Below are 21,019 nucleotides of genomic sequence, written 5' to 3'. Positions count from 1 at the left end.
TTATGAAAAAAACTCTCTTTTTACTTTTATTTTTAGCATTTTTTACCGCCTGTTCCCCCAATGATATTAATAAAGTCAATAATCCTAACCTCATAGATCTGAATTTCAGAATGCAACTCAACCTCGATTTCCCCGAGTACAACGATCTTCAATTTCCTGGAAATAGCTATGTGACTTATAATGAAGGTATAAAAGGCGTGGTTGTCTACAATATCAATAATTCGCAATACACTGCTTTTGAATTAAGCGACCCTAATCACCCACCAAGCAATTGTTCTTCAATGGAAGTTGAAGGAATCATTGCCCATTGTAATTGTGAAGATGCAAATTCTTATAATATAATTACAGGCGAATTGATGGAAGGTGAAGGTCAATATGCGATGAAACCTTACCGAATTGAAGCCCGTGGTAATATTATTGAAGTTTATAATTAAAAACCTTCCTCCCCCGTTTTAAAATAATAAGGAGGAGAAAGGCGACAAACAAATTAAAACTTCAAAGTGATTCCGGCTAAAAAATTGGTGGTAGCCTGGGGATAATACCCTGCACCATCCAAGGTTTGTACACCATTTGGATTTTCCAGATTTTCTATATTAAAAGTGTAATAGTATCCATTTGATACATATTCTTCTCCAAAAATATTATTCACAAGACCTGTAAAAACAACTTCTTTGAATAGAGGGGCATTTTTCCACGAATATTGAATATTAAAATCGTTCACAAAATAGGCCTCAAGCTTGGAAGTTTCAGCTTCAATATTACTCATGTATTGCTCACCTACATATTTTGAGAGCAAACTTAACTCCAATCCGTTTAATGGCAGGTAGGTGATTCGGTTTCCACCTACTAGGGAGGGTGAGAAAGAGATATCAGTATTGCCAAAATTAACCAGCTCACCATTCCGGGTTGAAACAAAACCGACGTTTTTGTTTCGGCTTATCGCAAAATTTGGTCGAATATAAAATTTTTCTGAAAGTCTGATTACCGCATCTATTTCCAAACCTAAACGATAACTATTTCCACTGTTTTCGCGGATAAAAGCGCCAACATCATCTATACCGCCGGTTAATACCAGCTGGTTTTGATAATCCATATAATATATATTGGTATTTAACTGAAGTGAAGGTTTACTTAACCTCCATCCCATTTCAAAATCATTCAATTCTTCGTGCTCTGGATTACCGTTTTCGTAATCACTTCGTCTAGGCTCACGATTGGCACGAGCATAAGAAAAATAGAAGTGATTTTGATTATTAGGTGCATAGGTTAATCCGGCTTTTGGATTAAAGAAAGTAAATTGATCGTCAACCAAAAATTCGTTTCCTTCAGCTAAAATTCCTTCTGTTTCATAATCTATTGTTCTTACCTGCAAGTCTAAATAAGCAGCGATTTGTTCTGAAATCGCATAAGTAGCTTTTCCATAGAGATTAAAATCGGTTTTAAAACCAGTATTTTCATAATAAGGTTGGTAAGGATCGTTATTCCTGGCAAAACGCGTATATATAACTTCTCCGAAGTGATCGCCGATATAGCGATTCCATCCACCCCCAAAAATTATATCCCAATTTGTATCCTGATAATTCAGACTAAAGACGCTGCCGTAGAAATGGTTATCCAACCATTTCGTTCCTACCAGGTCTGAGGTTGTAATTTCTTCCCCCTTGGCCAGGAAATTTTCAAGTCCGAATTCATTTAAAACCGCATCTTCCTCATATTCCTCATAATATCCGCGACCGTATGTGTAGTGAAAAGCGAGATTTGAAGACCAGTTCTTATTATATTTTTGATTCCACAATAATTGATAATGGTCTTGTTTGTAATTATCGGTCTGGTTTTCGTAAAATCTTGTGTTTCCTTCCTCATCGGTATAAACTCCTGCGGGATTATAAGTTCGGTCATTAGCCAAAGTTGTAGAATCTATGCCGTACCAGGCCTGATAAGTAGTTTCGCTTCCTCCAAAAGTAATCGCTTTAATTAATGTATTCTCATCCACATAAGTTCCTTGGAGAAAGTAAGATTTCAGATCACTACTGGCGCGATCAATATAGCCATCACTTTTTATCTTCGAAGCGCGACCGGCAAATTCCCAGTGATCCTCTATGAGTCCGGTACTGAATTTTATGGTGTGTTTATAAGTATTATAAGAGCCTACACTATTGGCTATTTCGGCATTGGCTTCTTTACTATACCCATCGGTTAGAATATTCAGGCTGGCTCCAAAAGCTCCCGCCCCATTGGTTGAAGTCCCTACCCCGCGCTGCAGTTGGAGGTTCTCTACAGAAGATGCAAAATCTCCGAGATTGACCCAGAAAGTCCCAAGGCTTTCTGCATCGTTATAGGGAATTCCATTAATGGTAACATTGGTGCTCGATGGACCGGATCCTCTTACCCTAATCCCCGTGTAACCAACACCTGCACCCGCGTCACTTGTGGTCACAACGTTTGGCATATAACTCATTAGCACTGGAATATCCTGACCCAGATTACGATCCTCAATTTCCTCATTGCTCAGGTTGCTATAAGTAATGGGTGATAGCTCCGTTACCCTCACCGAAGAGAGAAAAACTTCATCAAGTACTTCCTCGGCATCAGCAAGGTCTACATTTAATGTTTTATCCTGATAAAGCTTTACACTTAAACTCTTTTGATTTCCATAGGAAAATACGAGTTTATGTTCCCCTTCAACAAGTTTGAGGGTGTACCATCCTTTTTCATCAGTAGTTGTTCCCTCCCCTGATTCTACGGCATAAACAGCCACGCCTTCTACCGGATTTTCTCCACGGGTAACTCTTCCCTGTAAGATGTGAGTTTGCGCTAAGGTTTGCAATGAAATAAAGCAGAGGCCGGTAAAAAATAATAAAGATTTCATTCGTAATATATTGGTTTACGAATAAAAGGGGCTATTATTCTTCGGTTAAAAATTAGATAAAAAAAATCCTGAAATTGCCCACCGGTGTTTTTGGCATTTTCAGGAGTAACATACGTTTGTGCTTTTGCACATGTCCCTTGGCAGCATTACCTGCCCAGGTTCGTTGGGTATGATCTCAGCCACATTCAAGCGGCACCCCTTTGAGATTGATGCAAATGTATAACGCTTTTATTGAAATTCCATAATTTTATTTGATTTCGTTTAAATGGTGTAATTTTGGTAACAATTAATCTATGCAAAATCCAAAGCGGTCTATAACTTATAAGGTAATTGGTGGATATCTTTTGATAGCTGCACTAGCGGCTATTGCCGTATGGTTTGTATGGAAACAAGTAGTGGCTTTTAGTCAAATTTCTGAAAATAATGATAACAATAACGAACAACTTTTCAGGCTTAGCGACATTACCACTGGTCTCTATGAAACAGAAAATTTAAGCCGCCAACTCATTCAAACCGGCAATGAAGCTGATATGGTTAAATATCAGAACCAGATAGATAGTATTCAGCTTGATATTCAAACTTTAAAAACCGGTTACGCAGACAGGTCTATGAAAAAGGAACTGGACAGTATTGCAGAATTGCTTTCTGAAAAATCTACCAACCTACTTGAGCTTTATGAATTGAGAGAACAACAACGCAATCAAAATTATTATTCCCAGGTATTAGATGAACTTAAGAAGATTGATCCCTCATTTGGAGATTATAATTACCGACAACGTTTCTCAAATTTAGAACCGCATCAACGCAGACTATTAATTCAGTGGCTGGAGTATTCAAGGAAAGACAATGCGGAAAAACTTTCTAATCGCACCGCCGATTCTCTAATTGGATCTGTTAGAAATGTATTAAGCGAACTTGAAATAGCTAGCCGACGGTTTCAAAATACTGTAGACAAGAAGGAACAGGAATTCCTAGAAAATGATATGATTATTAACCAGCAATTAAGACGCTTGCTAGGGAAGGTTGAATTAGAAGAACGGGAAGCATCGGTTGTTCGTGCGCAAATCTCCCAAAATATGATTAAAGAAAGTGCACAAATTTTCCTAATTGCGGGAATCGTAAGTTTTCTAATCATATTGTTATCGCTTATTTTTATTATAAAGGATATCACTAGAAGTCAAAAGTACCGGAGGCAGTTAGAAGAAGCCAAGGATTTCGCCGAAACTCTTCTGAAAAGACGGGAGCAATTTATGACGGCTATTACACACGATTTGCGATCTCCACTCAATACACTTATTGGATATACTGAACTAATTGAAAAATCTTCCTTGAATACCAAGCAATCCCATTATATGGAACAGGTTAAAAAATCGTCTCATTTTATACTGCATTTGGTGAACGATTTATTAGATCTTTCTAAATTGGAAGCTGGAAAAATGACAGTCGAAAAATTACCTTTTAACCCGGTCAAACTTATAAAGGATACTGTCTATAATGCTTTACCCGCAACCAAAAATGAAAATGTGCGAGTCATTTTTGAAGCCTCGGAAGAAACCGATACTCAGGTGATGAGCGACCCTTTTCGCATAAAGCAGATTATTGCGAACTTAATTACCAATGCCTGTAAATTCACTCATCAAGGCGAAATCAGGGTGAACATTCATCTTAAAAAAGAAATAGAAGACAGTTATTGTCTTGTTATTTCAGTTAAAGATAGTGGAATTGGAATTTCTGAGGAAAAACAAGAAGAGATCTTTGAAGAATTTTCTCAGGAAAACAGTAAAATCGAAAAAGCTTACGGCGGCACCGGGCTTGGACTTACAATTACCAAAAGTTTAACTGAATTACTCAAGGGCGAATTAAAGCTAAAAAGCAAACAGGGAGAAGGAAGTGAATTTACTGTTTTCCTGCCTGTAAGAAAATTAACCACTGAGGAAGCAAAAACCCCCGAACCACCTGTCACCCAGGAATTACCCGACCTCACTGGAAAAATAGGTCTTATTGTAGATGATGAGCCTTCACAGCTTTCTCTCACTCGGGAATTATTAAAATCTATGGGAATGAAATGCGACACCGCTTTAAACGGTAAAGAAGCACTGAATAAGCTTGAAACGAACAAGTATTCCCTGGTTTTAACCGATATTCAAATGCCTAAAATGGATGGTTTTGACCTTATTAAGAATATTAGGAAAAAATATAAAATCGAAATATTACCGGTGATTGCTTTATCGGGGAGAACAGATGTTGATGCTGAAACTTATAAACTTGCAGGCTTCAACAAAAGCCTGCTAAAACCATACAAACCTGGAAAACTTCAACAAAGTATTGCTGAAATATTTAAGCTGGACCTTAAGGAAAAATTAAATAGCAACCATCAGCATTCAAAAAACAGTAATTACGATCTACAGGATATTTATGATTTTTCGGCAGGTGATCAAAAAGCGGTACAAACCATCTTAAAAGCCTTTATTCAAAGTTCTAGATCACAAATTGACCTGATAACTTTAGCACGAAAGAATAATGATACAAAGGAGGTAGGTCGCTTGGCTCATAAAATGGTTCCCATGTTGAAACAAATAAATGCCGTACACCAGGCTAAACAGTTTGAGAAACTGGAGCAATATGAAGTTTTCTCGGAAGAAGAATTTCAGCAATTAAAGGCTGATATTTTAAACTTAATGAAAGAACTCGAACAAGAAGCTAAAGTTTAATGTCATATTGTTTGAGCTTATTGTAAAGAGTTTTACGATCAATAGAGAGTAATCGCGCTGCTTTGCTTTTATTACCACCAGACTTTTCCAGGGCGTCCAAAATAAGTTGCTCCTCATTTTTATTTTTAAACAAACCATAAGCAATGTCAGGATTGGATTCAGAAGCTGTAGCGATTTCATGGGGCAGTACTTTTAGGGGAATCATCTCCTCCTGAGTAAGTAATACTGCGCGCTTTATCATATTTTTTAATTCCCTAAGATTTCCAGGCCAATTATATTTCTTGAAAGCTTCAATAGCACTTTCTGTAAAACCTATCACATTTTTTTCAAGTTCCGCATTGGCTTCATCCAAAAAATATTCTGCAAAAAGCATTAGATCCTCTTTTCGTTCTTTTAAAGCAGGGACTTTAATTGAAAATTCATTGAGACGATGGTATAAATCTTCTCTGAACTCTCCATCCTTTACCGCCTGTGTAAGATCTTCATTGGTAGCTGTAATCACCCGAATGTCTACGTAAATTTCATTATTACTTCCTACAGGCTTAATTTTTCTTTCCTGGAGGGCTCGCAATAATTGCACCTGAAGTTCATAACTTAGGTTCCCAATCTCATCCAGAAAAAGAGTCCCACCATTAGCGGCTTCAAAATGCCCGGTTTTGTCGTTTATTGCACCCGTAAATGAACCCTTTAAATGCCCAAAGAATTCACTGGAAGCCAATTCTCTAGGAATAGCACCACAATCTACAGCTATGAAAGGTGCCCCGGTGCGCTTACTTTGCTTATGGATACTTTTAGCGACCTGTTCTTTTCCTGTGCCACTTTCACCCATTATTAATACAGACATATTTGTAGGTGCCACAAGTTCGATATAATCATTAAGTTTTATCGCGGCCTCACTCACTCCTTTTACAAAATCTGTCTCTTGTTTTGAAGTAGATTTCTGGGATTTTTCAACTTTTTCCGGTGTAGGTTGGACTTTGGTATGGGTTAAAGCATTTTCTATAGTTTGCAAGATAGATTCTGGTCTAAATGGTTTAGACACATAATCGAAAGCACCGTTTTTCATGGCCTCTACAGCCATACTAATTTCAGCATAACTTGTCATAATAATCACCTGGGTTTGGGCATTTTCAGCTTTGACCTCTTTTAGTATATCTAACCCACTGGTGTCAGGCAATCTTACATCGGAAAGAATTAGATTAAAAGTGTTTTCCTTTAATTTTCTAAATGCTTCTGCTCCCGAAAAAACCAATTCAACCATATAGTCGCGCTTGATTAGAAAAGTTTTTAGCATGGTTCCGAAAGGAACGTCATCTTCAACTATAAGAATTTTTGTCATTGATTTTCAGTTTAACCCTTCTTGCAAATTTAACAATCTAAAGTTCATTGGGTTTAAAATATATAAAAAAAAGAGACCTCGCGAAAGGTCTCTCTTCAATGACAATCTAAATTTATTTATTAATCTGTCATTGGGTGGTATCCATTTTCCAGATTGCTTAAAGCACAATCATCATATAATCTCTCAATCTATTCCAACGGTTAATTAGTGTTAGTTGGTATACCCAAAAGGTATTTAACCGTTAAAGTTACTCATTATGCTTAAAAAAAACAGAATTTTTGCTGTTAATCTGGTGCCGAAGGAGTTGGTTTCTCTTAAATTCCGGCAGTTTTTTTAAATTTCCGTTTAATGTTTGGCAGGACAAATGCATAAAACGGAAATTTATGGTTAGTTGTGCTATTAATTATTTATCCTCTTTTTCAATCCAGTTTCCTTCACTGTCTATATAAACTTTTTCCTTCTCTCCATCTACATTAACCACTAATTTGTAAATGCTTTTCCCATCTTCTTCCTTTACCCAGGCCTCTTCAGGCATAACTCCGTTCATATCGGTCATTACCGCATCCTTCACAGCTTGAGGAAGTGCCACTACATCTACCTCAACGAACTCGTCAATCTCTTCCTGAATTTCTTCTACCGCTTCCATAGATTCCATTTCTTCTGGATCTTCTACCTGCGCTTTCGCATTTTGACTAAATAAAAACATTCCTGCAACTGCTATTAAAGTTATTCCTAGCTTCTTCATAATAATAAGGTTTTAAGTTATGTGGTTTAAATATGATAAGTAATAAGGAATAACTGTACCAAATTGAAAACAAAGATATCAATTACCTGACAATAAGATACTTATGAATTAAATCCCTGATAATTGGGAAATCATTATGTAGAAAAGTGGGGTCTTTAAGAAAAAATTATGTAGAAATATAGATTCACTAATACTTAGAAATAAAAAAAGAGACCCTAAGGCCTCTTTTTCTCCGAAAATCTAAATTATACAACAGTTTCTTAAGCTGCTATATCTTATATTAATTTAGCGATTATCATATATAAAAAATTATACCAGTAAAAACTCACATTATTAATCCCTTGGTAACAAGTAATTTAAAATTCAATCATGACGCTTAAGACCTCCAGACTATTTCATTTATAGGGGTGTTTTTCTACATAAGTGTAGAAAAACACCCCACTTATTTTAAGGGATTGTTTCTTCGTGCCTTTTTTTCTGCAATGATTTTCTTCGCTTTCAAACGCTTTAATATTGCAGTCTTTCTGGGTTTGGTTTTCTTTCTTGGTTTTGCTTTCTTAATATTCTCTTTTAGCAATTCAAAAAACTTAGCTATTACCAGCGCCTTATTTTTATGTTGACTTCTACTTTCTTCACTTTGTAAGATTAATAGATTTTCTTTTGTCAACCGGGAAGCTAATTTTTTAATTAAACGCTGTTTTTCTTCTTCAGAAAGTCCTTGAGAAGCATCCAAATCAAAATAGAGTTCGACTTTTGATGAAGTCTTATTCACATGCTGTCCACCGGCCCCCGAACTACGCACGGCTTTAAAATTTAATTCCTGCGCTATTTTTTCTTCTTCCAAAACGAGTTATTTTGTTTGGTGGGAAGGTTTTAAAAGATCCGACACCGTTTTCACCGGGTTAAATGTTTCTACCGGGACTTCTACAAAAACCGTATTCCAATAAGCCATGCCGCCGTTCCATAATCCGGGACGCTCCAATGCTTTTAAAGGCTTTCCATCCTTGGTTTTATCTGCAATGAAACTCATATGGTCATCAACATAGCTATGAAGATCAAAACTTTCTCCTTTATGATTTTTAGGGCTACAGGCGATATCTACAGGATTAAAGTGAGTAGAATTATTTAAGATCTTCAATTGTTCGGAATTACTTTTATCTATTTGTGCCCCTTCAATAATCTGAAGCGAAATCTCTCCCTGCTCATTTTTAACTAAGAAAGGTCCACCCCCGGGTTCCCCCTGGTTTTTCACCATTCCACAAACTCTTAATGGCCGGTCCAATTTCTTACACAGATATTGCGTTTTTTCCTCTCCGGTAAATTTTCTAAAAGTAGAAGTTACTTTTACAAAAAGTTCATTCTCAATAAAACTGGCAATTTCATCAAGTTTTGCCTCAGAATTATTCCCTCCATCAAGGTTCTGCATATACTCAAATACCTGATTTTGGAGCGTTATTAATTTTCCCCCCAGCATTTTTTTCATCTCTACCACCTTCGGCAGATTAGTGGCTACCACTACATTATCTATGTTTTTAATGAAAATAAGATCAGCTTCCTGCTTATTTAAATTTTCTATTAAAGCACCATGGCCTCCGGGTCTGAAGAAAATTCTGTTATCTTCGTCCCTAAATGGCTTGTTATCTTTATCTACCGCTATAGTATCGGTTTTTGGATCCTGGTAAGAATAGGAAATTTCAAATTCAGTATGAGTAGCTGCTTTTACTCTTTCTTTAATGTTCTCAAATTCCTTCTCAAACTTATCTTTATCACCTTGGGCAACGGTAAAATGCAGTCGTGTCATTCCGTTTGTTGAGAGGTATTTTGCTGCACTATACAAATGCTCCTCAAAGGCACTCGCTGTATAATCAGGGTAGGAATGAAAAGGAACCAGTCCTTTAGGTAAATCGCTTAATCCAAGTCCGTTGTCATACAACATGGTTTTTACCAAAATCAGTTGTTTTTCATTATTCGATTTGTCTGAAAAATCCGGATTGTTTTTTTTAGCTTTTTTAAGAGCATCAATATAAAACGGCAGTTTTTCCATTTTCTCAAAAAATAACTGAAGACTTTTATTACCTTTCCTATCCAAGTATTCGCGTAAACTTTGCTGTTCAGGATCAAATTCATTGGCAAAGTTGTGAAATGCCTTAAACATTCTTGTTGCAGCTCCTGAAGCCGGCACGAATTTCAACAGACTTAGTTGATCTTTATGATCCTCAAATGTTTGAATAAACCTTTTCTGTTCTTCTATTGAATAGGCAAATATTCCGTTTCCTACCGTTGCCGCCTGTTGAATATCTACTTTAATATTTCCTCTTTCGAATATCTGGATCTGTCTTTCAACTTCCTGTGTTGACAATCCCTTTTCTTCAATCTGCAAAATATCTATTTCGCTAAACTCCACGTCTATTTATTTTTTAAAAGTTCATCTATTTTCTCTACCGCGGTTTTAAAACGTTCGTTGAGATCGCCCTTTAAAATCACATAAGGTTTTTTGCTGTTTTTAAGTGCAGCTTCAAACCTGTTATACATCCCAATACGATCTTCTGGTTTATCCCGAAGGTCATCGGGAGTCCACGGTACGTCAATATACGTTAAAAAGTATAAATTGTAAAGGTTGTTTAACGCATATTTAAGAAGCTCAGGATCACAATATCCCTGGTAATAGGCTTCAGAATAGACTTTTAACTCTAAAAGATCGGTGTCGCTAATCAGTAGCTTATTCGCTTTTTTTGTAAGTTGATTTTCACGTTTAATTTGACCTTCAGCAATTGGAATCATGTCCTTAGGTTCACACACTTTTTTCTGCTTATCCCATTTTTCCTGAAGGTATTCCCGCATAAATTCCTCTACCCAGAGGGTGTTATAATGCTTTGCCAGCATTTCTGCAAGCGTTGTTTTACCGGTCGACTCAGGTCCAAAAAAAACTACTTTTATCAGGGACGAAGGTCGTTGCGCAAGTTTTTCTGCCATGTTTTGTAGCCGTAAATAGCAATTATAGTAAATACAAAATATTGAATAGCCGTTATAGTAAGGCCTTTATAAAAATAGAGTGGTACCGAAATGATATCGCCAATTATCCAGAAAATCCAGTTTTCAATTTTTCTTTTGGCCATTTGCCACATACCTACAAAGAAAATTGCCGTGGTGAATGTATCTACATAAGCGGTCCAATTATTCCATTTATCGAAATACTCATAAACAGCGAACACAAAAAGCAAGGTTCCAATAAAAATAAAAAAGCTTTGCCAGTTTTCCTTTTTGGTAGTATTGGTTATTGGTGTAAAATGTGTGGCATCAATTTTCCGGGTCCAAATATACCAGCCATAAATACTCATTGAAAAATAATAAACGTTTATCATCATATCACCCAGCAGTTCCCATTGCCATAGCAGATAAACGAAGATAATGGTGCTGATAATTCCGGTGGGATAAACCAAAATATTGTTTTGCTTGGAATAAATTACCGAGAGAAATCCAAAAATCACAGCGATGGTCTCCAGGATAATAAATAAAGTAGGGTACCCTGAATATTGATCGAAGAAAAAATCAAAAATTGGCTGCATAGTCACTTCGATCAGATTTAACAATTTTCATCAAGATAAGTCCGCGGTCCATAGCTTCTAAGGAATCCTTTATTTCCGAATTTAGCAAAGTCATTACTTCGTCATAATCTCCATAAATCTGTGTACTGAGTGGATTCTCTTTTACCGTCAAGCCGGTTGCCCTTAGTTTTCTGATAAAATCGATGATTATTGGTTCAAAATCGTTCTGCAACGGACTTAATGTTAGTTCAACTGAAATTTTCATTTTATTTAGTTTAGACTTCCAATACAGTAATAATATATTAACCCACTTGGAAGCCGATTATAAAATTTGTAATTCGTAATGTAATCCACAAAACCACTTTATTAATTTTCAAATTGGGTTCCTATTACGATCAAATCGGCACCGGAATCGTATGCTTTTTCCTGTTGTTGAAGTGTGCGAATTCCGCCACCGACAATCAGGGGGATGGTAACGACCTTTTTTACTTCTGCAATAATTTCTTCAGAAATTGGAAAATCCGCACCGCTTCCTGCTTCCAGATAAATGAGCTTCTTACCGGAAAATTCACCTGCCAAAGCAGTATTTATTATAGTTTCCACCTGAAATTGTAAAATTGGTTTTGTACCACTCACCCGTTGTACTGCGGATTCTTTCCCGCCATCTATTAAAATATAAGCTGTAGGAATTATCTCTAACCTGCTAGTTCTTAATTTTGTCACAGATTTTACCTGTTGTTCGATTAAATACTCAGGATTTCTTCCTGAAATCAGGCTTAAGAAGAGTAAAGCATCGGCGTAATCCGTGATTTGAGAATAATCTCCAGGGAACAAAACAATTGGTAAATCAGTCTCAGCTTTAACCGCCTTAACAGTTTTTTCGGTTTTAAAGTTCGCAACGCTACTACCGCCTACAAAAAGGTGTGTGGTAGTTTTTGGTATTTTTTTTAGAAAAAATGCTGCTTCAGTTTCAATAAATTTTTCGGGATCTATCAAAATGGCAAGCAGCTTTTTTCCTTTAGCTATAGCATGAGAGATCTCGGCGTAAACATTCCGCATTAATTATTGGTTTTCTGTGTATTATTCCAACCATACACACAGGTAAAGCCTTCAAATTCCAGGAATTTTATTTCATAAAAAGATTCTTTTCCTTTAAACCTAACTTTAGCTGTGGTTTGGGCATCATCAAAATCAAAATCAGTGACATTTATGTGCTGCAAAAATCCAAGTCCAGGCTCGGCATACATTTTATAAATAGATTCTTTAGCTCCCCACACAATGGTCAATTTCCTAATTAGAGCCTCTTCATTTGCAAGGGTATGATATTCGCTTAAAGGGGTGAATTTATTGGCAATTTTTAAAATCTTATCGCGACGTTTTTCAATATCAATCCCCACGCCCTTATCGCTCAAAATAATCGCGGTAAAATTAAAAGAATGGGTAATAGAAATATTTTTTCCATTTTTTAGGTGAGGTTTTCCCAGTTCGTCATAATACAAATCCTGATCAACGTAACCGGCTTTGGCCATTAAATGTCGGATACTCATAAAACCCCGCTGGTGAATTTCGGATTTCATTCCATTTACGCGGTTTTGACAATGTTGACTAAGTTCAATCCCTTTTTTTAAATCTTCAAGTGACTCTTCTAGCTTCCAAATGAAGACTTTAGTATGGGAGTCTACTGTTATTGTTTTGTAAAGTGGCATGTGAATTTGTTATAGATTCCTTATTTTTGCGAGACAAAAAATTGCTAATATTCAAATATAATAATATGTCGACTAAAACAGTGCCGTATACCGCTTATAAAGTTAAGGATATTTCCCTGGCTGATTGGGGTAGAAAAGAGATTGAACTTGCCGAAGCTGAAATGCCGGGTTTAATGAGCCTGCGTGAAGAATACAAGAAGGAGCAACCTCTAAAAGGAGCCAGAATTGCTGGATGCCTCCATATGACCGTGCAAACTGCTGTTCTAATTGAGACGCTTATCTCACTTGGTGCCGATGTTACCTGGAGCTCCTGTAACATTTTCTCTACTCAGGATCACGCAGCAGCAGCAATAGCAGCTGCAGGAATTCCTGTCTATGCCTGGAAAGGAATGACCGAGGAAGAATTTAACTGGTGTATAGAACAAACTCTGTTTTTTGGAGAACAACGCGAGCCTTTGAATATGATTCTTGATGATGGCGGCGACCTTACCAATATGGTTTTTGATAAATACCCTGAGCTTGCCAAGGGGATTCGAGGACTTTCAGAAGAAACCACTACTGGAGTTCATAGACTCTATGAAAGAATGAAAAACGGGACATTAGTAATGCCTGCAATTAATGTTAATGATTCCGTAACCAAATCTAAGTTCGACAATAAATACGGATGTCGCGAAAGTGCTGTTGATGCTATTCGTCGTGCTACAGATGTTATGCTTGCTGGGAAAAGAGTTGTGGTCTGTGGTTACGGTGATGTAGGTAAAGGTACTGCTGCTTCCTTTAAAGGTGCCGGGTCCATAGTAACTGTTACCGAGATTGATCCTATTTGCGCATTACAGGCTGCGATGGACGGATTTGAAGTAAAAAAACTTGAAACCGTACTTCCAAAAGCGGATATTGTAATAACCACAACTGGAAACAAGGATATAGTTCGTTCCGAACATTTCGAAGCGATGAAAGATAAAACCATTGTCTGCAATATCGGGCATTTTGACAACGAAATTGATGTGGCATGGTTGAACGACAATCACGGTGATTCTAAAAGTGAAATCAAGCCTCAGGTTGACAAATACACTATAAACGGAAAGGATATTATTCTTTTAGCTGAAGGCCGCCTGGTAAATCTGGGTTGTGCTACGGGTCATCCAAGTTTTGTCATGAGTAATTCCTTTACCAACCAAACTTTGGCACAAATTGAACTTTGGAAGAATTCTGATAAGTACGAAAACGAAGTTTATATGCTTCCAAAACATTTAGATGAAAAAGTAGCGCAACTTCACTTAGAAAAAATTGGAGTTGAATTAACCGAACTTAAACCATACCAGGCTGAATATATTGGCGTGGAAGTAAAAGGTCCATTTAAGCCGGAGTATTACAGATATTAATGATTTTCATTGGAATATCTTTTAAATAAAAGACCTCGCTGATTCTTTAATTGGCGAGGTTTTTTTATAGCAAAAATAAAACTGTTCAGAAAATAATAGTTTTAGTTGCCGCTCATAAACCAGACAAACAGGATAATGGCCACAAAAACAACAAGGGCAGCAAGTATTATAATTACCCATTTTCCTATTTTAGGCTTTCTTCTTTGCGGTTGCGAAATCTTTGTTGGCTCACCGAGGAAACCGGTTCGTTCAATTATTTTTATCGCCTCCTTATGATCGCTTTCGGCAACTTCTATCCTAAGTCCATGATTTCCCAAACCGCCAATATTGGCAGCATTATCTGTGGCTTCCCCATGGGTTCTATAGGCAATATTTTCCTCATCAAAAAGATTTTTAATTATGGATAATTCATTGCGGTCTGAAGTGCGAAAAACATCAATATAATTCATAAACACTATCTTAAGTCTAAATTAAAGATACAAAAAAACCCCTTCTCAAATTTGGAAGGGGTTTATATAAATTCAAAGAAAGCAGTCCGCACCCTTTAAAAAGGCACGTTGACTTTATGCTTCATACGGTTCTATGGAAACGTAAGATTTATTATTCTTTGTTTTAGAAAATTTCACCACGCCGTCTACTTTAGCGTGTAATGTATGATCTTTTCCTGCATACACATTATCACCTGGATTGTGCGCAGTACCTCTTTGTCTAACAATGATGTTTCCAGCTACGGCAGCCTGACCGCCAAATATCTTTACACCTAAGCGTTTCGATTCTGACTCTCTACCGTTCTTGGAACTACCGACTCCTTTTTTGTGTGCCATTTTACTTTAGTTTTAAGTAGATTAATAATTAACTTAAAGCTTCAATTAATTCAGCTTTCTTCATAGAAGAGTAGCCTTCAAGACCTTTCTCCTTTGCCATCTCTTTTAATTCAGCTACGGTGTATTGATTCAAATCTTCCGATTTTTTATCAGTACTGGCATCCTTCTTAGGCGCTTCTTCCTTTTTGGTTGAAGCGGCTTTCTTTCCGTCTTTTAAATCGATGCTCTCGATTACAATTTCGGTTAAAGATTGACGATGTCCGTTTTTCTTTTTGTAACCTTTTCGTCTTTTCTTTTTGAAAACAATTACTTTGTCTCCTTTAAGATGACGGGTGATTTTTGCTCCAACTAGAGCACCATCTATAGCCGGGGCGCCAAGATTTATGCTGTCACCATCGCCGGTTAGAAGAACTTTGTCAAAAGAGACACTGTCTCCTTCTTCTCCACTAAGACGGTTAACAAACACCTTTTGGTCTTTTGCAACTTTAAACTGCTGCCCTGCTATCTCTACAATTGCATACATAGTGTTGTGATTAATTAATTATGCTAAAAATTACACTTACTTTTTCGCAAGCGGGTGCAAATATACTTCTAATTAATTAATTCACAAAGTCTAAAAAGCTTTAATAGGTATGTTGTTGCCCTTCTTTTGTATTCCAGGAATCTTTAAATAATTGCATATAGGCTAGAGTCAGTACCAGAGTAGTGGCAAAACCCATTATAGCAACAACGAAAAGTACAATGCCAATCTCGGTACCATAGTCAGTACGCCACATATTAATAAGATTGCTTAAATAATTAGCATTTAGCTCAGTGGCGTAAAAAGCAAAAAAAATTGTAAAAACTATAGTCGCATTAAATCCCGTAAGCAAGCTCGCCATAAAACCTTTTTGATACTTAAACTTTGCTCCTTTAGAATTACGGTAAGCTTTTAAGGCAAGCCACATTCCTAGGGCCATAATCACTCCGTTAAACAAACTAAATAAAGGATAGATATGTAGATTAAAAAGTGATAGAATTAAAAAATATGCAATAAGGCCGACTACAATTATAAGACCATATTTAATTGGTACACTAAAATTCTTCATAGCTCTGGTTGGTGTTTTTATTTAGTAAATTTCTAAAAAATGTGTCGGTTTTTAGCTTAATAGCTTGTTAATTTTGACACTATTGACACAATTTCATCAATTTATTCATTATTCTCAAACTTTGATGTAACAAAATACAACTTTCAAATACTAATCCCATGCATTAATGAAAAATCTATTTAAAAATGATTAAAAACTTAAAGATGGCTGCCCTTGCATTAGTTTGCAGCGCAGCAGGAATTGCCCAGGAGGTAGAATTTACCGAATATAACCTGGACAACGGATTACATGTTATTTTGCATCAGGACAACACAGCTCCCGTAGTTACAGTTGGCGTGATGTATCACGTGGGTGCTAAAGATGAAGAAAAAGGCAGATCTGGCTTTGCCCATTTCTTTGAACATCTTCTTTTTGAAGGTACTGAGAATATCGAGCGCGGAGAATGGTTTGATATTGTTGCTGCCAATGGCGGTAGCAATAACGCCAATACCACCCAGGATCGTACTTACTATTACGAAACATTTCCTTCTAACAACCTTGAACTGGGTTTATGGATGGAATCTGAAAGAATGCTCCACCCAGTTATCAATGAAGTTGGGGTAGAAACTCAAAATGAGGTAGTAAAAGAAGAGAAACGGTCTCGAATAGATAATGCCCCTTACGGAAAGATTATTTACGCAACCGGAATCAACAAATATGTTTTTGATAAACATCCTTACAAAAACTCGGTAATTGGTACAATGGAAGATCTTGACGCAGCTGAGCTGCAAGAGTTCAAGGCCTTCTTCGATAAATATTACGGGCCGAACAATGCAACTTTAGTTGTTGCCGGTGATATTAAAATTGAGGAAACCAAAGAAATGATTAAGAAGTATTTTGCCGGGATTCCTGAAGGGGAAGAAGTACAACGTGTTTCTATTAAAGAGGAACCGATTACCGAAACTATCATTGCTACTGAATATGACAACAATATTCAAATTCCAGCAAAGTTATTTGTTTACCGTACTCCTTCTATGAAAGATAGAGACGCTTATGTTCTTGATATGATCTCTTCTATTCTTACCGATGGAAGAAGCTCCAGGATGTATAAAAAAATGGTAGATGAAGAAAAAACCGCGCTTCAGGTATTGGCTTTCCCAAGATCTCAGGAAGATTATGGCACTTATGTAATGGGAGCTCTTGCTCTGGGAGAAACCCCATTAGACACCCTTGCGGTTTCAATGGATGAAGAAATTGATAAACTTCAAAATGAATTGATTTCAGAAAAGGAATATCAAAAACTTCAGAACAAATTTGAAAACCGTTTTGTGAATTCTAACAGTAGTATTCAGGGAATTGCATCTTCACTTGCAACTTATAATGTACTTTACGACGACACTGATCTTATTAATGAAGAGATTGAAATCTACAGAGATATTACTAGGGAAGATATTAAAAGAGTTGCCAATGAATACCTGAACGAGAACCAACGTTTAGAATTAGATTATCTGCCAGCGAGCGAAAAAGAATAACATAAAAAGATATAGCATGAAATTTAACATACTCACATTATTTATAGCCTGCTTTTTGTCCACAGCGGCAATTGCACAGGTAGACCGCTCCAAACAACCGGAACCGGGACCCGCTCCCAAGATCAATCTTGGACAACCAGATGAATTTACATTGGACAATGGCTTAAAAGTTTTAGTAGTTGAGAACCACAAACTTCCTAGAGTTTCAGCTTCTTTAATTATTGACAACAAGCCTCATGCGGAAGAAAAACCAGCAACATCGTCTCTTGTTAGTGCTTTAATGGGCACAGGAACAGAAAATATTTCCAAAGACGAGTACAATGAAGAAATTGACTTTTTGGGTGCTAATATCAATTTAGGTGCAGAAAGTGCCTATGCAGCTTCGCTTTCAAAATTTTTTCCAAGAATTATGGAACTTATGGCAGAAGGAGCTTTAAGACCGAAATTCACCCAGGAAGAATTTGAGGCTGAAAAAACCAAACAAATTGAAGGTTTAAAATCTATCAATAAGGATGTTGGTTCTATTGCTAGCCGTGTAAGTGCAGCTTTAGCCTATGGAGTTGATCACCCCTATGGAGAATTTGCTACAGTAGAAAACACTGAAAAAGTAACCTTAGAAGATGTGAAAAGCTTCTATAACAATTATTTTAAACCTGACAATGCCTATCTGGTTGTAGTTGGGGATGTAAAAACTGCTGAGGTAAAAAAACTGGCTGAAAAAACATTTGGAAGTTGGGAAGCAGGCGCTCCAAAACCGCAAAATTTACCAGAAGTTACCAACGTTGCTCAAACGCAAATCAATCTGGTAGATATGCCTAATGCAGTTCAAAGTGAATTAAGACTTCAAAATACCATAGATCTTGAAATGTCAGATGAAGATTACTTTCCTGTATTAGTAGCCAACCAAATTCTTGGAGGTAGTTTTGGAAGTTACTTAAACATGAACCTTCGTGAAGATAAAGGGTACACCTATGGAGCCGGATCAAACACAGGAGCTGATAAGTATGCCTCAAGATTTATTGCTCAGGCAAGCGTTAGAAACGCCGTAACCGATAGTGCAATTGTAGAAACTTTAAAGGAGATAAGAAGAATTAAAACCGAACCCGTAGATGCTGATATGCTAAAAGATGCTAAAAGCAAGTTTGCCGGTGATTTCGTTTTAAGACTAGAGCAACCCTCTACCATCGCCAATTACGCGCTTAACATAAAAACGAACGATCTTTCTGAAGATTTTTATGAAAATTTCCTTGAGGAAATAAACGCAGTTACGGCTGAAGATATACAGCGTGTAGCTAATAAATATTACCAAACTGACAATATGAGAATAGTTGTCGCTGGGAAAGCTTCAGAAATTGCTGAAAATCTAGAAAAAATCGAATTGAACGGGAAAAATATACCCGTGAAATATTACAACAAGCTGGGAGAAGAAGTTGAAAAACCTGAGCAAAAACAACTTGATGCTTCAGTAACCGTAGCGAAAGTTTTCGAAAATTACATTGAAGCCGTTGGTGGTCGTGATGCCGTACAGGATGTGGAAAGCGTAGTTATGAAGGCTGAAGCAACCATACAGGGAATGGCTTTAAACCTTGTTCAAAAAAGAACTATGAACGGTAAGCTTAACCAGGAAGTATCTGTTGGGGGCAATGTAATGAGCAAACAGGTTTTTGATGGAGAAGCAGGATTTATCGTAGCACAAGGACAAAAAATTCCGTACACCGCAGCCCAAATTGAGGCAGCTAAAATAGACGCCACTCCCTTCCCAGAACTGGAAGTTGGCGATGCTACTTTGGAAGGTATTGAAACAGTACAGGGAGAAGATGCTTACGTTGTTGCCTTTAGCGATAACTATAAAGCATATTACAACGTGAAGAGTGGTTTAAAAATGCAAACGGTACAAACTATATCCCAGGGCGGCCAAACGATAAATGTTCCAACTGGATATAGTGATTATCAAGCTGTAGAAGGTGTGAAATTTCCATTTCAAATGACTCAGGCCGCAGGCCCACAAACATTTGAATTTAACGTAACTGAAATCTTAATTAACGAAGGTATTTCAGCTGAAGATTTTCAGGAATAGTAATTTTTGTTAATGTTAGAAAGAACCGGCCAGCAATGGTCGGTTCTTTTATTTTATATTCATTCAAAAACCATACATACACTCCAACCTGCTATCACTTAATTATTATAAGAATATCGCTTATACAATAGGATGTTCGGCAATAACTCTTCCTCGATTAAGTTTTTACGAGCACTTCAACTCAGACCAGGATATCTTTATTATTTAGCATCCTAATATTGCTAGAAAGAGAAAGCATTTGCTAATAGTGATCACTTCTACTTATGTAGCCTGTTTTCTAAATTTAGTAAATATCTTTTTAGAACGGTTCACTATAAATACTCCAAATAAGATAACAAGGGCCGATAGTAATTGCCAGAGACTAAAGACTTCACCATCCAGTATTCCCCAGCCTAAAGCTACCACAGGAATAGTATAAGTAACCGAAGTTGTAAATACAGGATCTGAAATCTGGACCAGCTTATTGAAAATTATCATCGCAACCCCGGTGCCTATAACCCCTAAAATAGCTACATATCCAATAGATTGCTGAAGTACAATATTAGAAAGATCCCTCTCAAAAAATCCTGAAAAGTATAATATAAACAGCGTGGGAATTATTAAGACCGTAAAGCTTCCCGCTGCAATCCCCAGAGGACTAATGTCGCTCATATAAGTTTTTAATACATTTACATTCATAGCATAACAGGAAGCCGCAATAATAACTAAAAGCGAATAGAGATAATTCTGGTCTGGATTAATACTAGCTCCACTTAAAATAAGCCCTGCAGTTCCTAACAAACCTATAACCACGCCCAATATTTTATTTTGATTAATGATTGCTTTAAAAAATAAAGTTCCAAAAATAAGCGTCATTAAAGGTGTTGCAGCATTTAAAATTGAAGCAATAGCGCTGTCAATCTCGGTCTCTGCGAAGGAAAATAGATATACCGGTAAGAAATTTCCCATCACACCAGAGACCACCATCCATTTCCACTGTCTTTTCTTAATTTTTTTAATTGACCTAAAACCTATAAGAATAAGAAAGAATGCAGCAAAAATTATTCGAAAGGAACCCACTTCTATGGCCGACAAACCTATCAGCCCTTTTTTGATAAGTATAAAAGAACTCCCCCAAACAACAGAAAGAATCACCAGGTAGACCCATTTTAATTTCTCTAACGGCATATTTTTCGATTTTTTGCTGCAAAAATGGGTATTCTTTGAGAGTTAAAAAGAAAAG

The 21,019-nt window shown here is 36.8% G+C and carries 20 protein-coding genes and 1 riboswitch; of the genes, 5 read left to right on the top strand and 15 right to left on the bottom strand.

What is annotated here, in order from left to right:
• Nucleotides 1-2: 2 nt before the first annotated feature.
• On the top strand, nucleotides 3-434 hold the full coding sequence (locus DET49_RS00795; RefSeq protein WP_133546244.1) for a hypothetical protein: 432 nt from the start codon (nucleotides 3-5) through the stop codon (nucleotides 432-434).
• Between the two features lie 53 nt (nucleotides 435-487).
• Here DET49_RS00795 and DET49_RS00790 read toward each other — a convergent pair whose 3' ends face one another.
• Nucleotides 488-2,869, bottom strand: a complete 2,382-nt coding sequence (locus tag DET49_RS00790; protein ID WP_133546243.1) for a TonB-dependent receptor — start codon at nucleotides 2,867-2,869, stop codon at nucleotides 488-490.
• A 115-nt stretch (nucleotides 2,870-2,984) separates the two neighbouring features.
• Nucleotides 2,985-3,079, bottom strand: a riboswitch (TPP riboswitch).
• Between the two features lie 83 nt (nucleotides 3,080-3,162).
• On the opposite strand from DET49_RS00790, the gene DET49_RS00785 reads away from it, so the two are divergent.
• On the top strand, nucleotides 3,163-5,580 hold the full coding sequence (locus DET49_RS00785) for an ATP-binding protein (protein WP_133546242.1): 2,418 nt from the start codon (nucleotides 3,163-3,165) through the stop codon (nucleotides 5,578-5,580).
• On the opposite strand, the gene DET49_RS00780 is transcribed toward DET49_RS00785, so the two are convergent.
• The 9 genes from DET49_RS00780 to DET49_RS00740 all read right to left on the bottom strand — a co-directional run bounded on the left by DET49_RS00780 (nucleotide 5,570) and on the right by DET49_RS00740 (nucleotide 12,915).
• Nucleotides 5,570-6,919, bottom strand: coding sequence for a sigma-54-dependent transcriptional regulator (locus tag DET49_RS00780; protein ID WP_133546241.1), 1,350 nt, complete (start codon nucleotides 6,917-6,919; stop codon nucleotides 5,570-5,572). The two genes, DET49_RS00785 and DET49_RS00780, sit on opposite strands and share 11 nt — an antisense overlap.
• A 403-nt stretch (nucleotides 6,920-7,322) precedes the next feature.
• Nucleotides 7,323-7,664 (bottom strand): hypothetical protein, encoded by a 342-nt coding sequence (locus DET49_RS00775; protein ID WP_133546240.1) that lies wholly within the window; start codon nucleotides 7,662-7,664, stop codon nucleotides 7,323-7,325.
• A 442-nt stretch (nucleotides 7,665-8,106) separates the two neighbouring features.
• Nucleotides 8,107-8,508, bottom strand: a complete 402-nt coding sequence (arfB, locus tag DET49_RS00770; RefSeq protein WP_133546239.1) for an alternative ribosome rescue aminoacyl-tRNA hydrolase ArfB — start codon at nucleotides 8,506-8,508, stop codon at nucleotides 8,107-8,109.
• Nucleotides 8,509-8,514: 6 nt separating this feature from the next.
• Entirely contained in the window at nucleotides 8,515-10,068 is a 1,554-nt protein-coding gene (locus DET49_RS00765; RefSeq protein WP_133546238.1) for a DUF4301 family protein, read from the bottom strand.
• 2 nt (nucleotides 10,069-10,070) lie between these two features.
• On the bottom strand, nucleotides 10,071-10,637 hold the full coding sequence (locus tag DET49_RS00760; protein ID WP_133546237.1) for an AAA family ATPase: 567 nt from the start codon (nucleotides 10,635-10,637) through the stop codon (nucleotides 10,071-10,073).
• Nucleotides 10,601-11,230 carry a nicotinamide riboside transporter PnuC gene (pnuC, locus tag DET49_RS00755; protein ID WP_133546236.1) on the bottom strand — a complete coding sequence of 210 codons (630 nt, stop codon included), beginning with the start codon at nucleotides 11,228-11,230 and terminating at the stop codon, nucleotides 10,601-10,603. The genes DET49_RS00760 and pnuC overlap by 37 nt, the downstream gene beginning before the upstream one ends.
• Nucleotides 11,214-11,474: a YkoF family thiamine/hydroxymethylpyrimidine-binding protein gene (locus DET49_RS00750; protein ID WP_133546235.1), complete on the bottom strand. Its 261-nt coding sequence runs from the start codon at nucleotides 11,472-11,474 to the stop codon at nucleotides 11,214-11,216. Before DET49_RS00750 ends, pnuC begins: the two co-directional genes overlap by 17 nt.
• 101 nt (nucleotides 11,475-11,575) lie before the next feature.
• Complete coding sequence (locus DET49_RS00745; RefSeq protein WP_133546234.1) at nucleotides 11,576-12,268, bottom strand: geranylgeranylglyceryl/heptaprenylglyceryl phosphate synthase; 693 nt, start codon at nucleotides 12,266-12,268, stop codon at nucleotides 11,576-11,578.
• Nucleotides 12,268-12,915 (bottom strand): 4'-phosphopantetheinyl transferase family protein, encoded by a 648-nt coding sequence (locus tag DET49_RS00740; protein WP_133546233.1) that lies wholly within the window; start codon nucleotides 12,913-12,915, stop codon nucleotides 12,268-12,270. Before DET49_RS00740 ends, DET49_RS00745 begins: the two co-directional genes overlap by 1 nt.
• A 65-nt stretch (nucleotides 12,916-12,980) precedes the next feature.
• On the opposite strand from DET49_RS00740, the gene ahcY reads away from it, so the two are divergent.
• On the top strand, nucleotides 12,981-14,297 hold the full coding sequence (gene ahcY, locus DET49_RS00735) for an adenosylhomocysteinase (RefSeq protein ID WP_133546232.1): 1,317 nt from the start codon (nucleotides 12,981-12,983) through the stop codon (nucleotides 14,295-14,297).
• Nucleotides 14,298-14,398: 101 nt separating this feature from the next.
• Here the strand turns inward: ahcY and DET49_RS00730 are convergent, their stop codons facing one another.
• The 4 genes from DET49_RS00730 to DET49_RS00715 all read right to left on the bottom strand — a co-directional run bounded on the left by DET49_RS00730 (nucleotide 14,399) and on the right by DET49_RS00715 (nucleotide 16,209).
• The gene (locus DET49_RS00730) at nucleotides 14,399-14,746 is read right to left on the bottom strand and encodes a DUF2007 domain-containing protein (RefSeq protein ID WP_133546231.1); all 348 of its coding nucleotides are present in this window, start codon (nucleotides 14,744-14,746) and stop codon (nucleotides 14,399-14,401) included.
• A 114-nt stretch (nucleotides 14,747-14,860) separates the two neighbouring features.
• The gene (gene rpmA / locus DET49_RS00725) at nucleotides 14,861-15,121 is read right to left on the bottom strand and encodes a 50S ribosomal protein L27 (protein ID WP_133546230.1); all 261 of its coding nucleotides are present in this window, start codon (nucleotides 15,119-15,121) and stop codon (nucleotides 14,861-14,863) included.
• A gap of 28 nt (nucleotides 15,122-15,149) precedes the next feature.
• A complete protein-coding gene (gene rplU, locus DET49_RS00720) occupies nucleotides 15,150-15,644 on the bottom strand; it encodes a 50S ribosomal protein L21 (protein WP_133546229.1) in 495 nt (164 codons plus the stop codon).
• Nucleotides 15,645-15,744: 100 nt separating this feature from the next.
• On the bottom strand, nucleotides 15,745-16,209 hold the full coding sequence (locus tag DET49_RS00715; protein WP_133546228.1) for a DUF4199 family protein: 465 nt from the start codon (nucleotides 16,207-16,209) through the stop codon (nucleotides 15,745-15,747).
• Nucleotides 16,210-16,394: 185 nt separating this feature from the next.
• Between DET49_RS00715 and DET49_RS00710 the strand changes: the two genes are divergently transcribed.
• On the top strand, nucleotides 16,395-17,720 hold the full coding sequence (locus DET49_RS00710) for a M16 family metallopeptidase (RefSeq protein ID WP_243729480.1): 1,326 nt from the start codon (nucleotides 16,395-16,397) through the stop codon (nucleotides 17,718-17,720).
• Nucleotides 17,721-17,736: 16 nt separating this feature from the next.
• A complete protein-coding gene (locus DET49_RS00705) occupies nucleotides 17,737-19,797 on the top strand; it encodes a M16 family metallopeptidase (RefSeq protein ID WP_133546227.1) in 2,061 nt (686 codons plus the stop codon).
• Nucleotides 19,798-20,058: 261 nt separating this feature from the next.
• Here DET49_RS00705 and DET49_RS00700 read toward each other — a convergent pair whose 3' ends face one another.
• Entirely contained in the window at nucleotides 20,059-20,964 is a 906-nt protein-coding gene (locus DET49_RS00700; RefSeq protein ID WP_133546226.1) for a DMT family transporter, read from the bottom strand.
• Between the last annotated feature and the right edge of the window lie 55 nt (nucleotides 20,965-21,019).

Source organism: Salegentibacter sp. 24, assembly GCF_004362395.1.
Lineage (GTDB): Bacteria > Bacteroidota > Bacteroidia > Flavobacteriales > Flavobacteriaceae > Salegentibacter.
Note: the sequence above shows the minus strand (reverse complement) of the source record. Positions and strands in the feature narration are given on the sequence as shown.